We start from the raw sequence: 19,690 nt of genomic DNA, 5'->3' as shown, positions 1-19,690 counted from the left end.
TCACTCACACACTAACTGGTTACGGTACTGCACATTCACCCGGTGGTAGCGGTCCCAGCCACGGCGGGGGGCTATTTGGGTGTAGAACAGTTTTACTTTTTTAAACTTCGTGGCTAGCCCGTCGGGTGTGCCAAAGTCAATCTGGTAGTTGCCTACCTGCGGCCAGAGTGTCACTTCACCAACCGCATCTATGTTAATTTCAGCAATCTGTGCCCTCCAAAGCTCATCCTGCCGAATGTACTGTAACAAAGTAAGCAACGGTTGCCCGGCTTTGTCGGCCAGAGTACGGTGCTTGTTGAACCAGGCACCTGACACCACCGGCACACGGGCGGTATAGTTCATCGACAAAGGAAAGAAACGACCTTCATCGCTAATATACTGACCGCCAATCCACCGGGTAGCTTCATTGGTACCTTCATCTACTAACCGGGCCAATGGCTGCGGCTGATGTACATCAACCAGCAGGTTACCAGCCAAATCACGCGACAGGTGCACCTGTTTAATCAAACTATATTGCTGAAGCCGTTGCTCCAGTACACCCAAATCAATGGCATCATAGGGTTTTCCAACCAGTGGGTCTGCACCGTTATTGGTTAAATAACCTGTGACATCCCTACGCGTCAGAAACCGTTGCCCGTCAACCTCGTGGAGACGAACAATGATGGCTTCGCAATGCGATTGGCGGATGCGGTGTTCAGTGAACGCCACCAACCCGAAAAGGGTTACGGTACCTGCTATGCTCCAAAGCCATTTTTTTGGGTTACTAAAAGTAGGAAACATCTGTAAATAAGCTCAATCGGCCATTTAATTATTTTATCTATTGGTGTCAAATTCTTGTTTAATGATCGAAACTAACAGATCAATGTCGCCGGCGCCTACTGTAACTACCAAGGTAGCCTTCTTATTTCGCAGAACGGACAGTATAGCGTCTTTGGTGCTTATTTCTTTTGATTTGGTTTGAACGTGATCCAAAATCAGTTTCGATGTCACACCGTCAATTGGTAATTCACGAGCCGGATAAATAGGCAACAGCACCACATGATCGGCCAACGACAAACTTTTGCCAAAGCCTTCGGCAAAATCGCGGGTACGGGTGAACAGGTGCGGCTGAAAAATTACGGTCAACTCCCGGTCGGGATACAGTGCCTTCACCGATGTCAGAAACGCTTCTACCTCAGCAGGGTGATGGGCATAGTCGTCAATCAACACCATATCTTCGGTATCCAGGGCGTACTCGAACCGACGCCGAACGCCCCGGTACGTGTTTAACCCCTCGCGCAGAGCTTCGGGCGAAACACCCACTTCAAGCGATACTGCCGCCGCCGCCACCGCGTTTTCGACGTTGTGAAAGCCCGGCACCATAAGCCGGACGTCGGCAACGGTGCCACCGGGATAGACCAGATCAAACACAAACCGGGCCGCTTCGATACGCAAATTGGCGGCATGGTAAGCCCCCGATTTCAGCGAGTAATCGCGTACTTCGGCTTGAGCAGCGTCATTCAGATTCAGCCCCTGCCGCTGAAACAGGATGCCGTCTTGCTGAATTTGGCCGACAAACGCCCGAAACGAACTCAGCACGGCATCATGATCGCCGTAGATGTCGAGGTGGTCGGCGTCGGTGGAGGTAACAATGGCATATTTCGGGAAAAGCGTCAGAAACGACCGGTCGAACTCGTCGGCTTCTACTACGCAAATGACCTTTGAGAGGTCTTCGGATGGTTCGTTGAGCAGGAAATTGGTGCCGTAATTCTGCGTGATACCACCTAAAAACGCCGCACAATTGACCTCCGCATGACGCAGTAAGTGCGCCACCATCGACGAGGTGGTGGTTTTGCCGTGTGTACCCGCCACACCAACGGTGGTCATGCGGCCCGCCAGCAGCCCTAGCACCTGCGACCGTTTTTGGATGGTAAACCCGTTTTGAGAAAAGTAGACGTACTCGGCGTGATGTACCGGCACGGCAGGGGTATATACTACCAGCGTGTCGGCTGGGTTTTCGCGGAAGATAGCGGGTATCTGGTCAACGGCCTCGGTATAATGAATTACCATACCCTCAGCAGCGAGTGCCTCGGTAAGGGCGGTAGCTGTTTTATCATAACCAGCTACGTTATACCCATTAATGAGAAACCAGCGGGCCAAAGCACTCATGCCGATACCACCAATTCCCAAAAAATAGACATGACGAATGGACGAAAGTGTTACGGTTGTCAACGTGATAAATGAAAAGAATTTAACAAATGTAAGGTGGTGATTTTCATTCTTACAACGGGTTTATACGTCTTTCTACATCAGCTTAATTTTAAAATTTCGGCAACAATATCAGCGGCGGCTTGCGGTTTCCCAAATGACTTAATATGACTACTCAATGTTTTCTTTTGAGCATTATTCGTTAATAATTCGAGCACCCGGTCTACCAGTTTCGTGCGTGCATCGCGGTCAGTTACCAACAGAGCGGCCTCGTGGTCTACCAGCGCCATCGCGTTTTTAGTCTGATGATCTTCCGATGCCTGCGGAAACGGCACCAAAATAGCCGGACGACCCACCAGACACAACTCGGACACTGACAATGCGCCCGCCCTTGACACTACCACGTCGGCCACGGCGTAGGCGCGGTCCATTTCATAGATGAAATCGTAGGGTTTCACGTTGGCAATGCCCGCCTGTTGCACTGCTGCCCGTGCCCGGTCAATGAAGGCCGTACCCGTTTGCCAGACCACCTGCACGCCCGCTTCGGCAAAGCGGGTCAGTCCGGCCTCAATGCTCTCGTTAATCGTGCGGGCACCCTGACTACCGCCAATGACCAGCACCGTAGGCTGGGCCGGGTTGAGGCCAAACTGAGCCTGCCCAGCTTCGATTTGGGCATCGGCTTGCTGAATATCGCTTCGCACAGGGTTGCCCGTTACCCGAATTTTTTCGGGCGAAAAGAAGGCTTCCATGCCGGGATAAGCCACGCAGATGCGCTTCGCCCAGCGCGACAGCACTTTGTTGGTCAGACCCGCGTAGGAGTTCTGCTCCTGGATGAGAATAGGCACACCCTGCAAAGCAGCCGCCAGCAGGGTTGGCCCGCTGGCATAGCCCCCCACACCCACAGCCACGTCGGGACGGAAATCACGCACGATCTGCCGTGCCCGCAACAGGCTTCGCCCCAGCTTCAGCGGGAAAGCCAGATTGCTCAACGTCAACTCGCGCTTGATGCCTACCACCGGAAGCCCTTCAATGCGATAGCCCGCACGAGGTACTTTCTCCATTTCCATCTTCCCCTCGGCCCCTACAAACAGGATATTTACCGACGGGTCGACACGTTTTAACTCATTGGCAATGGCAATGGCCGGGTAAATATGCCCCCCCGTTCCACCGCCAGATATGATGATGTTCACGTTCTGATTTACGATTTACGACTTACGATGTACGATTTAGCTCCGCAAGACGAAATAGCCTGCCAATCGGCAACGCATAAATCGTAATTCGTAATTCGTACATCGTAAATCAAAGCTTGCTTTCGTCTGCTTCGTCGCGGCTGACGCTGAGCACAATACCGATGGCTGCGCCGGTGAAGAGTAGCGACGTGCCGCCCATGCTGAGCAAGGGCAAGGGCAGACCTGTAACGGGCACCAGCCCCACCGCGACAGCCATGTTGATCATAGCCTGAATGACAATACTGAAGGTAAGGCCCGCCGACAGCAACCCGCCGAAAGGCCTTGTACTACTCTGGATCGCTCGCATCCCGCGCATCAGTAGCCAGAGGTAAGCCAGTAGCACCAGCACGCCACCAATGAGGCCATATTCTTCGATGATGATGGCATAGATAAAATCGGAGTAGGGGTGCGGCAGGAAATTTCGTTGGTGGCTATTGCCCGGTCCCTGTCCGGTTATGCCCCCATTGGCCAGCGCGATGTAGGACTGTTCGACTTGATAATCAATCTTTTCGGTATCCTGGAATCGGTTCAAGCGGCCCAGCACGGTCTCGAATCGCTGACCCAGCACGAGCGCGAAGCCACCTACCACCAGGCAAAACAGCACCATGCCCGCCAGGTAGTTGCGCGGCACCCGGCCAATGTACATGAGCAGAAAGCAGGTCAGACCCAGCAGCAACGCCGTGGAGGTGTTGGAGATCACGATAAGGGCGCAGATGCAGCCGATCCAACCAATCATATTCACCAGCACCTGCGGTTCGTAGGGTACGCGCTGCCGTTTGGCCAGCATGGCCGCCAGATTCGAGATCAGGGCCAGCTTGGCTAAATCAGACGGCTGAAACGTCTGATTAATAATCGGGATGGTAATCCAGCGCGAGGCGTCGTTGAGGTTGGTACCTTTGAAATAGGCCCACACCAGCAAGGGCACCGACAGGTACAGGCCAAACTTAGACAGCCGGGCGTAATGGATGTAGTTGATGCGGTGCGCCAGAAACATGCACCCCAGTCCCAGCACCACCAGCGCCCCATGCTTGAACAGGTAGGCCTCGGTGTTGCCGCCCATTTTCTGGTAGGCAATGGTCCCGGTGGCGCTATATACTACCAGTACGCTCAAAATAGACAGAAACAGCACGATCCACCAGATTTGGCGGTCACCTTTCAGATTGTCACGGGCAAAATCGCGGATGGAGAGGGTCATAGTTTTAGTGGTGAACGATAAGTGGTGAACGGTAAGTGGTGAGTTTGCTTCCGCAAGAATATTTACTCTTGAGGAAGCAAACTCACCACTTACCGTTCACCACTTACCACTTTTTTAAATTGCTCCCCCCGGTCTTCGTAGTTTTTGAAGAGGTCGAAGCTGGCGCAGGCGGGAGAAAGCAGCACCACGTCGCCGGGTTGGGCCAGGGCCGTGGCCTGTTGCACGGCTTCCTCTACCGAATGCGTGTCGGTAATGGTGGCAATGCGACCACTAAAATAGTCGATCAGTTTTTGGTTGTCTTTGCCCAGACACACCAGCGCCTTCACATGCTGCGCCACTACAGCGTCTAACTGACTGTAATCGTTGCCTTTATCCTGGCCACCCGCTATCCAGACCGTTGGTGCAGTCATGCTGGAAAGGGCATAAAATACCGAATCGACGTTGGTAGCTTTCGAGTCGTTGATGAACTGTACGCCGTTGATAGTGGCCACGGGTTCCATGCGATGAGCGGCATTTTTGAAACTCCGCAACCCCACCGCAATAGCCTCCTCCGGTACCCCCACCGACTGCGCCGCCAGGATGGCCGCCAGCATGTTCAGGGCGTTATGCGGCCCCTTCAGTGGCAACTCTGCCAGGGTATCGGTGTACATCTGGTCACCGAAATGAGTGGTTAACTTCCCATCTATCGCGTACCCTCCCGGCGAAACGGGCATTTCCAGCGAGATAGGCAGGGCTTGGGCTACGGCTGGTCTTTGGGCCAGTTGCCCTACCGTGGGGGCGTTTTCGAGAAAGTAAATGAACGTGTCTTCTGGTCGCTGGTTTTGGGTAATGCGGAATTTGCTAGCTACATACTGGTCAAAATCATACCCATACCGGTCGAGGTGATCAGGGGTGATATTGAGCAAAATGGCCGTATCCAGCCTGGCTTTGTACATACCGTCGAGTTGGAAACTGCTGATTTCCAACACGAAATAATCGAATGTATCCTGAATGACTTGCTTGGCAAAGCTCTCACCAATATTGCCCGCCAAGCCTACGTTCAGGCCCGCCGTTTTCAGCAGGTGGTAAATGAGCAGCGTAGTGGTGGTTTTGCCGTTGCTGCCCGTAATGCCAATAAGCTTAGCCCGCGTATAACGCGCCGCAAACTCTAGTTCCGACACCACTGGTATGCCCTGCGCTCGCAGTTGCACTACCAGCGGCACCGTGTCGGGAATACCGGGACTTTTCACCACCTCGGTAGCGTTCACAATCAGCGCCTCGGTGTGTTGGCCCTCTTCAAAGGCAATACCCGCTGCTGTGAGCGTGTCGCGGTAAGTCGGCTTTAGTGGACTACGGTCTGACAGAAACACGTCGTAGCCCTTGGCTTGCCCTAGTAAGGCCGCCCCCACCCCCGACTCGCCACCGCCTAGAATGATTAATCGCATAAAGGTTTAGGGTTTTCAGCCACAAAAGTACCAAACAAAAAAACCCCGGCTACTGGGCCGGGGCTAAACGATGGGTTGGATTTGCAAACGTTACTCTTTAGGCGCAAATGAGTCAGCTACCTTCGCCCGGTTGGCAGCTTTTACAATCATAAAGATCACCCAGGCAATGATCAGAAACTGAATCAGCACATTTAGGAAATTGCCATATCGAATAGCCACTTCCGGGGCTGTTCCCACAGCTTCTTTAAGCACAATCTTCAACTGGCTGAAGTCAATACCACCAGTGACCAGGCCAATGATGGGGTTAAGGATGTCTTCCACCAATGAGGTGGTGATTTTACCGAAAGCGGCACCGATGATGACACCGACGGCCAGGTCTAATACACTGCCTTGGGCAATGAATGTGCGAAATTCTTTTAGCATAATGTTACGGGTGTTTTGTAAGAGGTTAAAAAAACGGCGGTAAGTAGTATTAATTAAGTCAATTTGCCAAGTAACCGTCCAAAAAATTTATTTCTTTCTGAACGTACTAGTATTATAAATCAGACCGATACCCAACGATTGCTGCAACTGTAATCCATCGTAGAAATCCTTGTCGTACAAGGCTATTAGACCAAAATTTGTACTTAAGTAACGGTTCAATTTGGCCGTCAGCAAAATATCTACGCGGTGATCAATGGCATCCAGCGTTTCATAGTTGGCGTAGAGCTGGTAGCGAGCTGTCAGGCTCACATTTTCACCCAACTTTTTGTTTAGCGCGGCCTGCAACTGCAACGCCAGCCACTCCGACCGTACTGACTTCCCCGCCTCTACGCCATAGGCCTTTGCTGTTTTATCAGGAATAATTACGCCACCCGCGCCCTCGCGGAATCGCACGGCATCGTCGGCCAGGAAAGTAAACCGGGGGGCAAACGGGCTGATGCGCAACGAGAACTCGTCGCTGGGTTTGTAGGCTACACCCCAAGCCAAGGTCAGCTGAGCGGGTGCAAAGAAATTTGCTATTTTGAAGTCTTCGGCACCAGCTGGCAGTTTGTCGTACCGGTAGCCTGGAGCAAAAAATGTGTTGAATGTGCCTGAAGCGAACAGATCCCAGTGAGGCGCAATTTTATGGCCAAGTACAGAAATCAGAATGAGTTGGTCGGCGGCTTTGCGGGTACGCCCTCCCTGCGTGATAAAGCCAAGCTGAAAATCGGCGGTGTTGTCCCACGAGGTTCTACCTTTTTCGTATAGGGCGCGGCCCGCCAGAATACCACCAATAGCGATTGAGTTAACCCCGCCACCGGCCCAGTTACTGAAACTGGCCTGGTTGAAATTGATTCCTCCCGTAACTGATTTCTGCCAGTATGTCGTGTCTGGCTTCACCGAAACCGTGTCTTTAAAATTGGTCGTTACCTGCGTGGTGGCAGGATCCTGGGCATAGGCCGTATAGGCGAAGCCCGTGGCCAAAATGGCCATTGCTACGTTTCTTTTCATGGGTACAAGTGGTGAATGGGTACTGAACTCCGGCGGAAACTTACAACTGTATAAGTGTCAATCCAAAAACTCAACTGTCTTTGTTTGAAGTAGTTGCATAGGCACGGTGGTTGTTGAGTCGCCTGTTTTCAGCGTCAGGGTGGTGCTCTCTACGCTAACAATCTGACCCGTGATGCCCTCTACCCGTATACGCTGTCCCTCTTTAAACTTGTTTTTCGTGTAGAACGACGACAGCAAATTGGCCATCACATCGCGTGAGGCGAGGCCATAGCCCACGGCAAAAGCGAAGATGACACCGCCAATAAGCAGGTTGAAACTCGATTCCAGCAACTCAGTATTGATGCCCGCCTGCCCCAGTGCCGAAATGATGGTGATAAGCAGAAAAAAAGCAAACACCACCGTGCCTAACAACCGCCCTGAGGCAATATTGAACGACGCACAAAGGCTGACAACGCCCTTTTTGAGCACATCGGCCACGAGCACACCCACTTGCAACATAATGGCAGCAGCAATCAGCTTCGGGATAAAATTCACCAGCGACGTGACCATGCCAGTGATGGCAGCCACCCCCAGTGTTTCGGTAGCGGCGGTGATAAACACCAGCAGGATGAAGTAGTACAGCACTTTAGACACGATCTCGCTCAGCTTGATCTCGGTCTGTAGTTGCCGGATTACGTCGATCTCGTTGAGCTTGTCGCCTAGCCGGTCGAAGCCAGCCTGTTTGAGTACTCGCCCCACCAGCGCTGATACAATTTTGGCCACCAGCACGCCAATACCCAACACGACTATCGCACCAATCAGCTTGGGTACAAACGAAATAAACTGCGTAATAAGAGTCTGGAATGTGTTAATCAGGATTTGGGTAATGTTTGGTAGCTGTGGGTTCATGAGTGCGGTGAGTTTATGATTAACAACGAATTACGGATTGGCTGGTGGTGTTTCGGCAGAGTCAGCTAACATAGCTGAAAAAGCTCCGAAAAGATCACCAGTATACAATTCCACGACTTTGAGTGCGTTACGGATCATATCAATCTCCGACACAATTTGCTCACGCAGGTGAGGGGGGCAGTCTGCATCAGGCTCAATTAGTTTGAACGGGTTTTCCATGACGATGTGTTTACAAATAAAATTTTATTTGAAACTGGTGAGCGCTTTTATGCCGACTAAAATCCAGAAAATGAGTGCTTCCAGATAGCGTTTGCGTAGCTTTTCTTTAGCCCGCATTAAGCGCATTTTTACGGCACTTTCGGTAATCTGCTGCGCATCGGCAATGTCGCGGATGCTAATATCGTCTTGGTATTTCATCATCAACAGCCCCCGCTCGTCAGAGGTGAGATGGTCGAGGGCCTTGTTCAGGCGTTGCGCTTCCATCTCGGCTACCTCGGCATCGTCGTCGTCATACATGCCTACGCCTTCATACGGCTCATCGGAATACACTTCTTTCTGCCGGGGGCTACGCAGCTGGTCCATACAGTAGTTGTAGGTGACTGAATAAAGCCAGGTTGAGAATTTAGCCTGTTCGCGAAAGCCGCTCAGCTTCGTGACTACCCGGATGAAGATATCGTGCGTAAAATCTTCCGCCCGTTCCGAGTTTTTCGTAAACGACAGACATTTCCGGTACACTTTATCGCAGTAACGGGTGTATAAAGCCTCAAAATAGGGGTTACGCTGTGTACTTACATATAGCCGTACCAGCTCTTCATCTGACAAGTGTTTCATGATAGGCGCTCCTATGACCACGTGCGGAGCTAAAAGTAACAGCAATAAACGCAAAAAGCCCGACCAACTTGGCCGGGCTTTCCACCAAAAAACAAAGAAGCAAGAGGTAAGAAGCGAGAAGTAAGACTATTCTCTTGTTTCTTGCTTCTTACCTCTTGACTCTATTTATCCAATTGACACGCGCTTAAACGCTGATACGGTTAGGCCCTTGCTGGTCTTATCGAGCAACTGCGCGATAGTCAGGGAGTTGTCTTTCACAAACTCCTGATTCAGCAGGGTGTTCTCTTTGTAGAATTTGTTCAGCTTACCCAGCGCGATCTTCTCCAGCATAGCTTCGGGCTTGCCTTCCTGGCGAGCCTGATCTTTACCAATTTCAATCTCACGCTCAACGATAGAGGCATCAACGCCGTCTTTATCGAGTGCAACGGGCTTCATAGCGGCAATCTGCATGGCCACGTCTTTGCCCACTTCTGCCACATCGCTGCCGTTGGTGTTACTCAAACCAACCAGTACGCCCAGTTTACCATTTGAGTGGATATATGACACCACTTTGTCTGCGCTGATAGTCTCAAATGACACCACATCAATCTTCTCTCCAATTTTGCCCATCAGGTCGGTGATGTGATCCTGTAGGGGGCGACCGTCGGCCTGCACTTCAGCCAGCAGCACTTCTTTGCTGGTTACGTGGTCGGCAACGGCGTTGCTCAACACGGCCATAGCCAGATTCTGGAAATCGGCCACTTTCGATACAGGCTCGGTTTCACAAGCTAGCGCTACCACTTTACCCGTTTTACCGTCGGGGCTTACGTGGGCCAGCACTACGCCCTCTGAAGTAGCATTGTCGGCACGTTTGTCGGCTATTTTCTGCCCCTGCTTACGCAGAATGGCTTTTGCCTCGTCGAAATTGCCATCGGCTTCAACAAGAGCTTTCTTACAATCCATCATGCCGGCACCTGTTTCCTGCCGGAGTTTATTTACGTCTGCTGCGGTAATTGCCATTTTTAAAGGAAGTTTTCAGTTTACAGTTTTCAGTTCAGAGTTGGCTCACGCATTCATAGAATTGCGTGAGCCAACTCTGAACTGAAAACTGTAAACTCATTTAAACTGAATAAAAAATAGCCCATAGCCGGGTTGGTGTGGCTACGGGCTATCCGGTCAAATCGTCTGTTGTCTGTTAGAACAAGTTAATCGGTATTGCCTACGGGCGTAGCGTCGGCGGCAGGAGCGTCTACCTCGTCAGCAGCTTCGACCTCAACGGTTTCGGCTACGGGCGTGGCGGCACCTGCTGGTTCGTCAGCACCTTCGGCGGCGGCCCGGCGCTGGTTTTCCTGACGCTTAGCATCTTCCTCCTCCTGCGCTGCCTGACTGTCTTTGTCCTGCTTCCGCTCCATCAGGCCTTCTTCGATGGCCTTACCAATGGCAAGCGTAATTAGTGAGATCGACTTGTAGGCGTCATCGTTGGCGGGGATAGCGAAATCAACCAGGTTTGGGTTCGAGTTCGTGTCGCACATAGCAAACACGGGGATACCCAACCGTTGTGCTTCCAGCACCGCGATGTTTTCACGTTTCACGTCGACTACGAACAGCGCCGCAGGTAGACGCGTGAGGTCGGCAACACCGCCCAATACACGCTCCAGTTTTTCTTTTTCGCGCGACAGCGTCAGGCGCTCCCGCTTGGCGACGTTCTTAACGAGGACTTCGTCTTTGAGCATCTTTTCCAGCGTCTGGAGTTTCTTCAGCGACTTGCGGATCGTGGCGAAGTTGGTCATCATACCACCCAGCCAACGGTCAGTTACGTAGGGCATTTTCAGCCGCTTCGCTTCTTCGGTTACAATTTCCTGGGCTTGTTTCTTCGTTGCCACAAACATCACCTTCCGGCCAGAACGTACAATGCCTTTAATAGCATTCGACGCTTCTTCGAGTGAGGCCAGGGTTTTGTTCAGGTCAATAATGTGGATGCCGTTTTTCTCCATGAAGATATACGGAGCCATCCGGGGGTCCCACTTGCGCGTAAGGTGGCCAAAGTGCACACCGGCGTCTAAGAGGTCTTTATATTCGATTTGTGCCATTTTCAGCTAAAAAATGAAAAATGATTGACGTACGCAGCACCCCGCATCGGCAACGTCTAAGCGGGGTCTGGACAAAGGAGCTTGGCGCTGAGAGCATAGGGCTCAGAGAATGTTCTCTATGCTCATGGCTCTCTGCTCTTCGCTTATTAACGTTTCGAGAACTGGAACTTGCGGCGGGCTTTTTTGCGGCCTGGCTTCTTCCGTTCTACCATGCGTGAATCCCGCGTGAGGAAGCCTTCTTTCTTGAGGGCTGGGCGGTACTCGGCGTTGGCTTCTACCAGCGCACGAGAAATAGCCATGCGAGTGGCTTCGGCCTGACCCGTTACGCCACCACCGCGCACGTTGACTTTCACGTCATACGTAGCGTCGGCTTTCACAGTAGCGAAAGGCTGGCGGGTGATGATTTGCAGTACTTCGGTCGGGAAGTACGTATTGAGTTCTTTTCCGTTTACCGTGATGGCTCCGCTACCTGCTGACATGTAGATGCGGGCAACAGCGGTTTTCCGGCGACCGATGGTGTTGATACGATCCATTGGTTAGAATTTGATTTCTTTCGGTTGCTGTGCCGCGTGGGGGTGTGAATCACCCGTATACACGAACAGATTGGTGAACAGGTGGCGGCCCAGACGATTCTTGGGCAACATACCCCGGATGGCGTGCTCCAGCACGCGCTCTGGGTGTTTCTCGAGCCATAGACGCGGCGAAGCGAACCGCTGACCACCGGGATAGCCCGTATGGCGAACGTACACTTTGTCGGTCATTTTGCGACCCGTGAAGCGAATTTTTTCGGCGTTGATGATGATGACATTGTCACCGCAATCAACGTGGGGGGTGAAGTTGGGCTTGTGTTTGCCGCGAATGCGGGCCGCTACCTGGCTTGCCAGACGACCAACAACGGCATCCTTAGCGTCAACGACGATCCACTCCTTGTTTGCGGTCCCTCTATTGGCCGAAACAGTTTTGTAGCTTAACGTATCCACTGGATTGTGAGCGGTATTGATTGATTAACAGACGATTGTACCTAACAAAAAAAGTCCCGTCTCGAAACGGGAGTGCAAAGGTACAGCCTATAGGCCTGAAAAACAAGGGAGAAGCGGTAACTGGGATTTACGAATTACGAGGTACGAATTACGATTTATTGCTGACGCAAGCGTATTCAAGCGTCAGCAATAAATCGTAATTCGTACCTCGTAAATCTTTACTTCCATGTCAACGTGTTCAGCATCCGCATCATATCGGCCTTGACGTAGTCAATGACGGGGGCGAGGGAATCGTTGGCGGTGGCGATGTCGAAGTAGAGGGCACCGCGCAGGAAGTGCCGACTGGTGTCGGTGGTGACGAACTGAAACTGGGTGGGTACCTCGCCCACTAAGGTGATGAGGCTGGCCGACAGACCGTTTCTGAGTTGTACCCGCTGCTGGTTGATGGAATAGGCTTTTACGTTGTGCTTAGCCGTGAGTTTATACGCATCGGCAAGCATACCACGCAGATTATCAAGGCTTTGTACGGGTTTATAGGTCAGTTGCACGGTAGCTTTCAGCGTGGGATAGTACACGAAAATCCAGTGCGGCTCAGCGCGTTTGAACGTATCGGGCAACACGCGGGCGATCTTGTTTACGTCAAACTGATACGGGTGTATGGGGGCCATGGGCACGTATTCGGCCACGGGCAGGTCGATGCGTGGGTAGCCTTTGGGCTTGGGTACGTAATCGGCCTGATCTGACGAACCGCAGGCCCATACCGCCAATAGGCAACTACCAATAAAGCCCGTGTAGCAGAGGCGAATAAGAATAGTACGAATCATGCTTTACCTAACGCAAACGTAGCCCGGTTCGTTGTAACCACCTTAAATTACCCGCTCATGCCTACCACTTACTTTCTCACCGGCTGCGCCAACGGCATTGGCCGCCATATGGCCCAGGTCTTCTACGACCAAGGCCATAATGTAGTAGCCACTGATATTGACCCCGTTGGCCTGGCCACACTCACCGCGCACTGGGACCAAACCCGCGTATTCGCCCTGAAGCTCGACGTGCGGAGCGCAGCAAGCTGGCAAGAGGCTATAGATCAGTCACTTACCCGCTTTGGCTGTATCGACGTGGGGCTGAACATTGCCGGGGTAGTGCACGTGGGCTACGCCGCTGAGTTCAACCCCGCCGACGTTGACCTGGTGGTAGACGTGAATCTGAAAGGCGTGGTGTTGGGTACGCGGCTGCTGGCGGCGCAGATGGTGAAGCAGGGTGGCGGGCAGATCGTCAATATAGCGTCGCTGGCGGGGGTGGCTCCCATTCAGGGCCTGAGCCTCTATTCGGCTACCAAGTTTGCCGTGCGGGGTTTCTCGCTCGCGGCGGCGGGCGAACTGCGCAAGCAGGGTGTGCAGGTGTCGGTGGTGTGCCCCGATTTGGTCAACACTGACATGCTCACGGCCCAGATTGACCACCCGGAAGCCGCCCTGAGCTTTTCGGGTGGGCGCATCCTGACGGTGCAGGACGTAGAGCGGGCCATTGTACGCGAGGCCCTGCAACGCCGTAAGCTGGAGGTGCTGATTCCTAATAGCCGGGGTTGGCTGGGTAAAATCGGCAACCTCTTCCCCGCCCTGGGCTTCTCCATCACCGACTCGCTACGCAAAAAAGGGTTGAAAAAACAGGCGATTTGGCAATCACAGAAAACAAGCGACGGCCAGAAAGTTGCTTAGGCTTACTTATACGATTACCGAATCACGCACTGTTATTCAGATAGTTGTGCTGCGCGACTGGCTTCGTATTACGGTCTACTCAGGGTCTAGCCGTTGCCGCTTGGCTCTACCCGGTGCACCTAGCCAAGCGACAGTGACATTGCAGATTTTTACTCGACGCGCTTACAGGTATACGTAGGAATATAGTCCATCATTAACTCATTCCTCAACGTTAACAGGTCGTTGCAAACGAAAAAATGGGTATTCGACACATCCAGATCACCACTGGCGGTGTAGGGGACAGAGCGACTCAGTTGTAGGTAAAACCCCGGATGACCCGGACTATATATTGGCGGGGATACCGTAACAGTATAGTTTATCGGAGCCAGCTCAAGACCGTCTTTCGTGACAATCAGCGTGTTATCGGGCCGGAAAACCAACGTGATGTCTTTGGTTGCCCCTATGTCTTTGGTTGTCCAAAGATTTGGATTGTCTACCGCACCAGATACATACAGAAATTTCCATTTTCCCAGCAGCGCCTGCTGGGCCTTAACGGTAGACGTGACCGTTAAGGCCCATGTGTAACAAACTGGCTGCGGCTGATCGACTGACTCCTGATGACACGACAGCAACAGACCAAGCAACCCGATGCATATTACTTTAAACATCTTGCCTTTTTTCATAAACGTTTGATTTATTGCCTGACCCACTATCCTGTTGATGGGTTGCAATCCAAACGTACTTTTCTCTACCTGTTCAGCGTGATATTCCCGGCGGCGTTGTAGCGGAGTTCTTCTTCGGCCAGCATCAGGCGGACGGTCTGGGCCAGGTCCTGCTCGTTGGTTTGGTTGAAATAGTTGGCCAACTGGCGGGGGGTTACGCCTTTGTCGCGGGCCAGGGCTACGTAGCTGCGGACGGCCTCGCGTACTTCTTTGGGCACCAGCGTACCGTTTTCGGCCCGTTTCTTATTGGCAATGCAGTTGTCGCACACACCGCAGACGGCATCGGTTTCTTCGCCGAAATAATGTTGTAACATCCGGGTGCGGCACTGAGTCTGGTGCTGGGCGTAGTCGATGGATGCCTGGGCTTTTTCCAGCGCATGCTGGCGGCGCTGGTTTAGGCCCTGCACGTCGAAGGGAAGTTGCCGGGCGTCGTGGCGGGGGGTGAGGTAGGTGAGCTGGGGCTTGTCGGTCTGTTTTTCGTAGAGCAGTACCTCCCGTTGCGCCAGTTGTTCCAGCAGTTGAATCACCTCATTTTCAGACACCAGGTACGCCCGCGACAGGTTGCCCTCCGAGATGGGCGTAAAGTCGGTGAACAACTCGCCGCCGTACATGCGCATGAGCAGTTTGATAAACGGGTCGAAACGGGGGTTCATGACCTGAAACTCGTAAAGCGACCGGTTGTCCATGTTTAGCACCACGCGCGAGGGCCGGAAATAAGCTTCGCTGAGGTCGATGTAGCCCGCCAGTTGCAGTTGTTTCAGGGCGTAGTGTGTGTCTTGCGGGGGCAGGTTGAAGGTTTTGATAAAGCTGGCCAGATCGAAATCGTAGGTGGTCAGTTCGCCCCCACCGGTGGGCACGGCGGTGTAGTTGGCCAGCGCCTGATATACCCGCCGGATTAGCTCGACCGGTGGATATTGCTGTTCAGTTTGCTGAATAACTCGCTGGCAATCAGCATTGGTGTATAATAACACGGCATACGATTTTTGCCCGTCGCGCCCGGCCCGGCCAGCTTCTTGGTAGTAAGCCTCGAGGGTATCGGGCGGTTCCAGATGCACCACCACGCGCACGTCGGGCTTGTCGATACCCATGCCAAAAGCGTTGGTGGCCACCACCACGCGGGTACGGCCCGCCATCCAGTCGTCCTGCTTCTGCGACCGTTGGGGGGTGGTCAGCCCGGCATGGTAGAAATCGGCCGAGATACCCTGCTGCACCAGCCATTCGGCAATCTGCTGGGTCAGGCGGCGGCTACGGACGTAGACAATGGCGGTGCCCGGCACATTGGTCAGAATGGTGAGTAGCCGGGCTTCTTTGCCTTCTTCCAGCCGTGCCGAATAGGACAGATTAGCCCGCGCAAATGACTGCCGGAAGGTCTTGAAATTGGTACGAAAGTCCAGCTTATCGGTGATCTCGGCCTGCACTGCGGGTGTGGCCGAGGCCGTAAGGGCTACCGTGGGGATAATGCCCGTGAGCTTCTCGCGGAATTCGGCAATTTGCAGATATGGTGGCCGAAAATCATGCCCCCAGGCCGAAATACAGTGGGCTTCGTCAACAGCTAATAGGCAGACTTTCATCTGTTTAGCCCGTTCAATCATGATCTCGGTACGGAGCCGCTCGGGCGACACGTAGAGGAATTTAATGTTGCCGTAAATGCAGTTGTCCAGCACCGTGTCGATCTCGCGGTAGTGCATGCCCGAGTAGATAGCCGCTGCCGCAATGCCCCGCCGCCGCAGTTGGAACACCTGATCTTTCATGAGCGCAATAAGGGGCGTCACCACAATGCAGATGCCCTCCATACCCAGCGCGGGCACCTGAAAACAGATGGATTTACCGCCACCGGTGGGCATCAGCACCAGGGCATCGAACCCGTCGAGGATGGTGCTGACGATGTCTTCCTGCAAGGGGCGGAAGTTGGTATAGCCCCAATAAGTCTGAAGAAGCTGGCGTGCGGTCATAAGCGACTACAAAAGTAATAGAGGGGTATCTTTGCCGACTATGATTTATCACATCACCACCCGCGCCGCCTGGCAGCAGCAGGCCGACCAAGCCGAATACGAGGCCGAGAGTCTGCACTCGGAAGGATTCATTCACCTCTCGACCACCGGTCAGGTGGCGGGCGTACTGGAACGGTATTATCAGGGGGTACCCGATCTGTTGCTCCTGCACATTGACCCAAATAAGCTCACCCATGATCTCCGCTACGAGGCAGCGACTAACAACGAACACTTCCCCCACCTGTATGGCGCATTGAACAAGGATGCTGTAGTGGAGGTGGAGGCCATTCGGCAGTGATTATCAGTTATCAACGAACAAGTAGTAGTTATTGAGGAACCTTGGCCTAACCCATCTCCTGAACTTCCTATAAGGAGTAGGCTTGGACGATTTTGGTGTTCATTGATAACTGGTAATCGTTCATTGTACCTTTTTTGAGATGAAACGTTTTCTCCTTTTTCTATTTCCGCTTGGCCTGGTTGCTCTGTTTGTGTTTGTGGGCGTGTTACCCCGCATCCGCAACCAGCAGGAACTTCGCGCCGATGCCAACGCCGAGCGCACCCGCGAACTGGTTGTCAACGCCGTGCCGTTGCGACAGGGCATTGACTCTATGGGGTTAACCTTGCCCGGCCAGATTCGGCCTTTTCTGGAAACGCCCATTCGCGCCCGGTCGCAGGGGTTTGTGCGGAAACGCTATGGCGACATTGGTCAGACGGTACAAAGAGGGCAGCTTCTGGTAGCTCTCGACGTGCCGGAAATAGAGCAGGACATTGCCCGCGCCCGCGCCGATTTGCAGCTGGCCCAGGCTAACCTCAGCCGTGTCACAAGCGTAACGCTACCGGGTGCTATTTCGCGACAGGACATCGACAACCGGCGGGCAGCGGTGGCCGTAGCTGAAACAAACCTGCGTCGGCTCCAGTCGGTGCGGGGGTTGCAGGAGATCCGGGCACCGTTTAGTGGTATCATCACCAGCCGGGGCGTGGAAGTAGGCGACCTTATTTCGCCCACCAGCACCCAGCCTATGTACACACTTGCGCAACTCGACCAACTCCGGGTGCTGGTCGACGTGCCCCAGACGTATTACCAGCAAATCAAGGTGGGAATGTCCGCCGTGGTGCGTATTACGGAATTGAAAAACCGTGTGTTAACAGGAAAAGTGATGCGCACGGCTGGTTCGCTCAATAATGATTCGCGGACGTTGCTGACCGAGGTAGTTATTCCCAACCCAGGCCGCGCCATCCCGTCGGGGTTGTTTGCACAGGTATCTTTTTCACCCCGCGGCCAGCGTGGCGGGGCCGTTCTGCTGCCAGCCAATGCGCTGAAAGTCACTGCTAAAGGTGCTCTGGCAGCCGTTTTGGCAGCCGACATGAAGGTCCATTTTCAACCCATCACGCTTGGCCGCGACTATGGCAATGTGATTGAAGTAACCACTGGACTCACCGGCGACGAGCGCGTCATCACAAACCCCAACGACCGCCTCAAAGAAGGCATGAAAGTACGCCTCCGCCAGTCCGCACCCGCCAAGCCGGGGCAGGTATAGCTTTTTTTAAGTCGAATGAAACACCTCATTTACTTTCTGCTCCTTACTGCTCCCACCTTTGCGCAGGTCTCGCCTCCGGGCGGGGCGGTCACGTTGCAGCCGGGCGCAGGCACGGTACAGCCATCGGCTAATGGGCAAGCACAGGCAAACACGACACTGATGCCAGCTGGGCAAGAAGGGTGGTCTACCACTACAGATCTAATAATCAACGGATTATCTCGCTTTTCAGACCCTCAACTGGCTGAACTCATCCAGGCTGGTCTGGTCAACAGCCCAAACCTGAAAGCCGCCGTGAGCCGCATTCAGGAGTCGCGGGGGCGGGTGCGGATTGCGCAGTCGTTTTTGCAGCCGTCGGTTCGGAGTAGTGCGCTGATGAGTACCCAAAGTTTATCGGAACACCGGCCCGTGGCCATTCCCCTGGCCACTGACAAACTGCCTCGTTTTCAGCTGAATACTTTTCAGTTTTTGCCCGTCGATGCCAGTTGGGAGCTAGACTTGTTCAAGCGGATTCGAGGTGGTATTGCCCTGGCGCAGGTACAGGCGCAGGCGTCCGAGGCCGATCTTCAGGCCCTCCGCCTCGCTCTGGCCGCCGACATTGCCCGGACCTATTACCTGATTCGGGGCAACGAATCGGAACAGGCGGTTTTCGGGCGAAACCTCTCGGCGCGCGATTCCACGCTGAATATTGTTCGTGAACGATTCCGGGTGGGGCTGGTCAGCCAGATCGACGTACTGCGGGCCGAAACCGATTTGGCACAATTGCGGGTACAACTGGTTGGTTTACAGCGTGCCCGAGTTGAACTGGTGAACGCACTGGCGCAGTTGGTAGCGCAGGACCCGGCCACATTTACACTCAATACCAGTGCTTTACCCGCCACGTTGCCCGCCATTCCCTACGCACAAATACCCCCCGACCTGGTGCGTCGCCGCCCCGATCTGGTCCAGGCCGAACGGGCTGTGCAGGTTGCCGATGCCCAGGTGTTGGTGCAACAGGCCAGCATTCAGCCGCGAGTCACGGTAATAGGATCAGGTGGATTATTATCGGGGCAAATTGGACCATGGTTTACGCCCACCAGCGCGACGTATTTGCTGGGGGTAAACGCGTCGGTGCCACTCTACGAAGGCCGGAGAAACCGCGAAACGGTGTCCTTGTCGCGGCAGCAAATCACCACAGTGCAACAGACCTACCAGCAGGTGGTACAGGTGGCCCAGCGTGAAGCCGAAACCGCCCTGGATAACCTTCAGTACCTGCGCCTCCAACTCGACGCCCAAAATCAAGCTTTGGCCCTGGCCCGCCGCACAGAACTGTACAACAGAGAGCTGTATGTCAAGGGGTTAGTTACGTACCTTGAAGTGCTGGATGCCCAGCGTACGGTGCTGGCATCGGAGCAACAGATAGTTCAGCTTCGTAGCCAGGAGGTGCAGTTTGTAGTGGCCCTCATCCGCGCATTAGGCGGCGATTTTTAAGT

21 protein-coding genes are annotated in these 19,690 nt (G+C 53.5%); 4 read left to right on the top strand and 17 right to left on the bottom strand.

The window, feature by feature from the left end; translation table 11 throughout:
- The 15 genes from J2I48_RS20475 to gldD form a co-directional block, all read right to left on the bottom strand.
- A complete protein-coding gene (locus J2I48_RS20475; protein WP_207337365.1) occupies positions 1-780 on the bottom strand; it encodes a cell division protein FtsQ/DivIB in 780 nt (259 codons plus the stop codon).
- 33 nt (positions 781-813) lie between these two features.
- A complete protein-coding gene (locus tag J2I48_RS20470; protein ID WP_229376584.1) occupies positions 814-2,148 on the bottom strand; it encodes a UDP-N-acetylmuramate--L-alanine ligase in 1,335 nt (444 codons plus the stop codon).
- A gap of 140 nt (positions 2,149-2,288) precedes the next feature.
- Positions 2,289-3,377, bottom strand: coding sequence for an undecaprenyldiphospho-muramoylpentapeptide beta-N-acetylglucosaminyltransferase (murG, locus tag J2I48_RS20465; protein WP_207337363.1), 1,089 nt, complete (start codon positions 3,375-3,377; stop codon positions 2,289-2,291).
- Between the two features lie 109 nt (positions 3,378-3,486).
- Positions 3,487-4,611 carry an FtsW/RodA/SpoVE family cell cycle protein gene (locus J2I48_RS20460; protein ID WP_207337362.1) on the bottom strand — a complete coding sequence of 375 codons (1,125 nt, stop codon included), beginning with the start codon at positions 4,609-4,611 and terminating at the stop codon, positions 3,487-3,489.
- A gap of 89 nt (positions 4,612-4,700) precedes the next feature.
- Complete coding sequence (murD, locus tag J2I48_RS20455; RefSeq protein ID WP_207337361.1) at positions 4,701-6,035, bottom strand: UDP-N-acetylmuramoyl-L-alanine--D-glutamate ligase; 1,335 nt, start codon at positions 6,033-6,035, stop codon at positions 4,701-4,703.
- A 90-nt stretch (positions 6,036-6,125) separates the two neighbouring features.
- The gene (gene mscL, locus J2I48_RS20450; protein WP_207337360.1) at positions 6,126-6,458 is read right to left on the bottom strand and encodes a large-conductance mechanosensitive channel protein MscL; all 333 of its coding nucleotides are present in this window, start codon (positions 6,456-6,458) and stop codon (positions 6,126-6,128) included.
- A gap of 87 nt (positions 6,459-6,545) precedes the next feature.
- Positions 6,546-7,508 (bottom strand): DUF3078 domain-containing protein, encoded by a 963-nt coding sequence (locus tag J2I48_RS20445; protein WP_207337359.1) that lies wholly within the window; start codon positions 7,506-7,508, stop codon positions 6,546-6,548.
- 57 nt (positions 7,509-7,565) lie between these two features.
- Positions 7,566-8,396, bottom strand: coding sequence for a mechanosensitive ion channel family protein (locus tag J2I48_RS20440; protein ID WP_207337358.1), 831 nt, complete (start codon positions 8,394-8,396; stop codon positions 7,566-7,568).
- 30 nt (positions 8,397-8,426) lie between these two features.
- Complete coding sequence (locus tag J2I48_RS20435) at positions 8,427-8,615, bottom strand: hypothetical protein (protein WP_207337357.1); 189 nt, start codon at positions 8,613-8,615, stop codon at positions 8,427-8,429.
- A gap of 24 nt (positions 8,616-8,639) precedes the next feature.
- Positions 8,640-9,227, bottom strand: a complete 588-nt coding sequence (locus J2I48_RS20430; protein ID WP_207337356.1) for an RNA polymerase sigma factor — start codon at positions 9,225-9,227, stop codon at positions 8,640-8,642.
- A 165-nt stretch (positions 9,228-9,392) separates the two neighbouring features.
- Positions 9,393-10,226 (bottom strand): translation elongation factor Ts, encoded by an 834-nt coding sequence (tsf, locus tag J2I48_RS20425; RefSeq protein ID WP_207337355.1) that lies wholly within the window; start codon positions 10,224-10,226, stop codon positions 9,393-9,395.
- Between the two features lie 185 nt (positions 10,227-10,411).
- Positions 10,412-11,296, bottom strand: a complete 885-nt coding sequence (rpsB, locus tag J2I48_RS20420) for a 30S ribosomal protein S2 (RefSeq protein WP_207337354.1) — start codon at positions 11,294-11,296, stop codon at positions 10,412-10,414.
- 146 nt (positions 11,297-11,442) lie between these two features.
- Entirely contained in the window at positions 11,443-11,829 is a 387-nt protein-coding gene (gene rpsI, locus J2I48_RS20415; protein WP_207337353.1) for a 30S ribosomal protein S9, read from the bottom strand.
- Positions 11,830-11,832: 3 nt separating this feature from the next.
- The gene (gene rplM, locus J2I48_RS20410; protein ID WP_207337352.1) at positions 11,833-12,276 is read right to left on the bottom strand and encodes a 50S ribosomal protein L13; all 444 of its coding nucleotides are present in this window, start codon (positions 12,274-12,276) and stop codon (positions 11,833-11,835) included.
- Positions 12,277-12,494: 218 nt separating this feature from the next.
- A complete protein-coding gene (gene gldD / locus J2I48_RS20405) occupies positions 12,495-13,100 on the bottom strand; it encodes a gliding motility lipoprotein GldD (protein WP_207337351.1) in 606 nt (201 codons plus the stop codon).
- A 57-nt stretch (positions 13,101-13,157) separates the two neighbouring features.
- On the opposite strand from gldD, the gene J2I48_RS20400 reads away from it, so the two are divergent.
- Positions 13,158-13,991 carry an SDR family NAD(P)-dependent oxidoreductase gene (locus J2I48_RS20400; protein WP_207337350.1) on the top strand — a complete coding sequence of 278 codons (834 nt, stop codon included), beginning with the start codon at positions 13,158-13,160 and terminating at the stop codon, positions 13,989-13,991.
- A 149-nt stretch (positions 13,992-14,140) separates the two neighbouring features.
- On the opposite strand, the gene J2I48_RS20395 is transcribed toward J2I48_RS20400, so the two are convergent.
- Together J2I48_RS20395 and J2I48_RS20390 are read right to left on the bottom strand one after the other, a co-directional pair.
- Positions 14,141-14,653, bottom strand: a complete 513-nt coding sequence (locus tag J2I48_RS20395; RefSeq protein ID WP_207337349.1) for a hypothetical protein — start codon at positions 14,651-14,653, stop codon at positions 14,141-14,143.
- Positions 14,654-14,718: 65 nt separating this feature from the next.
- The gene (locus J2I48_RS20390; protein ID WP_207337348.1) at positions 14,719-16,644 is read right to left on the bottom strand and encodes a RecQ family ATP-dependent DNA helicase; all 1,926 of its coding nucleotides are present in this window, start codon (positions 16,642-16,644) and stop codon (positions 14,719-14,721) included.
- Positions 16,645-16,684: 40 nt separating this feature from the next.
- Here J2I48_RS20390 and J2I48_RS20385 point away from each other — a divergent pair, with 40 nt between their 5' ends.
- From J2I48_RS20385 to J2I48_RS20375, 3 genes are all read left to right on the top strand, one after another.
- The gene (locus J2I48_RS20385) at positions 16,685-16,981 is read left to right on the top strand and encodes a DUF952 domain-containing protein (protein WP_207337347.1); all 297 of its coding nucleotides are present in this window, start codon (positions 16,685-16,687) and stop codon (positions 16,979-16,981) included.
- Between the two features lie 139 nt (positions 16,982-17,120).
- Positions 17,121-18,221: an efflux RND transporter periplasmic adaptor subunit gene (locus tag J2I48_RS20380; protein WP_207337346.1), complete on the top strand. Its 1,101-nt coding sequence runs from the start codon at positions 17,121-17,123 to the stop codon at positions 18,219-18,221.
- A gap of 15 nt (positions 18,222-18,236) precedes the next feature.
- Complete coding sequence (locus tag J2I48_RS20375) at positions 18,237-19,688, top strand: efflux transporter outer membrane subunit (protein WP_207337345.1); 1,452 nt, start codon at positions 18,237-18,239, stop codon at positions 19,686-19,688.
- Positions 19,689-19,690: the final 2 nt, after the last annotated feature.

The organism is Fibrella aquatilis, assembly GCF_017353255.1.
Taxonomy (GTDB): Bacteria; Bacteroidota; Bacteroidia; order Cytophagales; family Spirosomataceae; genus Fibrella; species Fibrella aquatilis.
The sequence above is the reverse complement of the archived record's forward strand: the minus strand, read 5'-3'. Positions and strand labels throughout refer to the sequence as shown.

What these genes read in the sequence shown, in the direction of transcription:
- J2I48_RS20385 (WP_207337347.1), top strand. Translation starts at nt 16,685, where the DNA reads ATGATTTATCACATCACCACCCGCGCCGCCTGGCAGCAGCAGGCCGAC.
- J2I48_RS20440 (WP_207337358.1), bottom strand. Translation starts at nt 8,396, where the DNA reads ATGAACCCACAGCTACCAAACATTACCCAAATCCTGATTAACACATTC.
- J2I48_RS20435 (WP_207337357.1), bottom strand. Translation starts at nt 8,615, where the DNA reads ATGGAAAACCCGTTCAAACTAATTGAGCCTGATGCAGACTGCCCCCCT.
- J2I48_RS20475 (WP_207337365.1), bottom strand. Translation starts at nt 780, where the DNA reads ATGTTTCCTACTTTTAGTAACCCAAAAAAATGGCTTTGGAGCATAGCA.
- J2I48_RS20375 (WP_207337345.1), top strand. Translation starts at nt 18,237, where the DNA reads ATGAAACACCTCATTTACTTTCTGCTCCTTACTGCTCCCACCTTTGCG.
- J2I48_RS20445 (WP_207337359.1), bottom strand. Translation starts at nt 7,508, where the DNA reads ATGAAAAGAAACGTAGCAATGGCCATTTTGGCCACGGGCTTCGCCTAT.
- rpsB (WP_207337354.1), bottom strand. Translation starts at nt 11,296, where the DNA reads ATGGCACAAATCGAATATAAAGACCTCTTAGACGCCGGTGTGCACTTT.
- J2I48_RS20470 (WP_229376584.1), bottom strand. Translation starts at nt 2,148, where the DNA reads ATGAGTGCTTTGGCCCGCTGGTTTCTCATTAATGGGTATAACGTAGCT.
- rpsI (WP_207337353.1), bottom strand. Translation starts at nt 11,829, where the DNA reads ATGGATCGTATCAACACCATCGGTCGCCGGAAAACCGCTGTTGCCCGC.
- mscL (WP_207337360.1), bottom strand. Translation starts at nt 6,458, where the DNA reads ATGCTAAAAGAATTTCGCACATTCATTGCCCAAGGCAGTGTATTAGAC.
- J2I48_RS20460 (WP_207337362.1), bottom strand. Translation starts at nt 4,611, where the DNA reads ATGACCCTCTCCATCCGCGATTTTGCCCGTGACAATCTGAAAGGTGAC.
- murD (WP_207337361.1), bottom strand. Translation starts at nt 6,035, where the DNA reads ATGCGATTAATCATTCTAGGCGGTGGCGAGTCGGGGGTGGGGGCGGCC.
- gldD (WP_207337351.1), bottom strand. Translation starts at nt 13,100, where the DNA reads ATGATTCGTACTATTCTTATTCGCCTCTGCTACACGGGCTTTATTGGT.
- J2I48_RS20430 (WP_207337356.1), bottom strand. Translation starts at nt 9,227, where the DNA reads ATGAAACACTTGTCAGATGAAGAGCTGGTACGGCTATATGTAAGTACA.
- J2I48_RS20390 (WP_207337348.1), bottom strand. Translation starts at nt 16,644, where the DNA reads ATGACCGCACGCCAGCTTCTTCAGACTTATTGGGGCTATACCAACTTC.
- J2I48_RS20400 (WP_207337350.1), top strand. Translation starts at nt 13,158, where the DNA reads ATGCCTACCACTTACTTTCTCACCGGCTGCGCCAACGGCATTGGCCGC.
- J2I48_RS20380 (WP_207337346.1), top strand. Translation starts at nt 17,121, where the DNA reads ATGAAACGTTTTCTCCTTTTTCTATTTCCGCTTGGCCTGGTTGCTCTG.
- tsf (WP_207337355.1), bottom strand. Translation starts at nt 10,226, where the DNA reads ATGGCAATTACCGCAGCAGACGTAAATAAACTCCGGCAGGAAACAGGT.
- J2I48_RS20395 (WP_207337349.1), bottom strand. Translation starts at nt 14,653, where the DNA reads ATGAAAAAAGGCAAGATGTTTAAAGTAATATGCATCGGGTTGCTTGGT.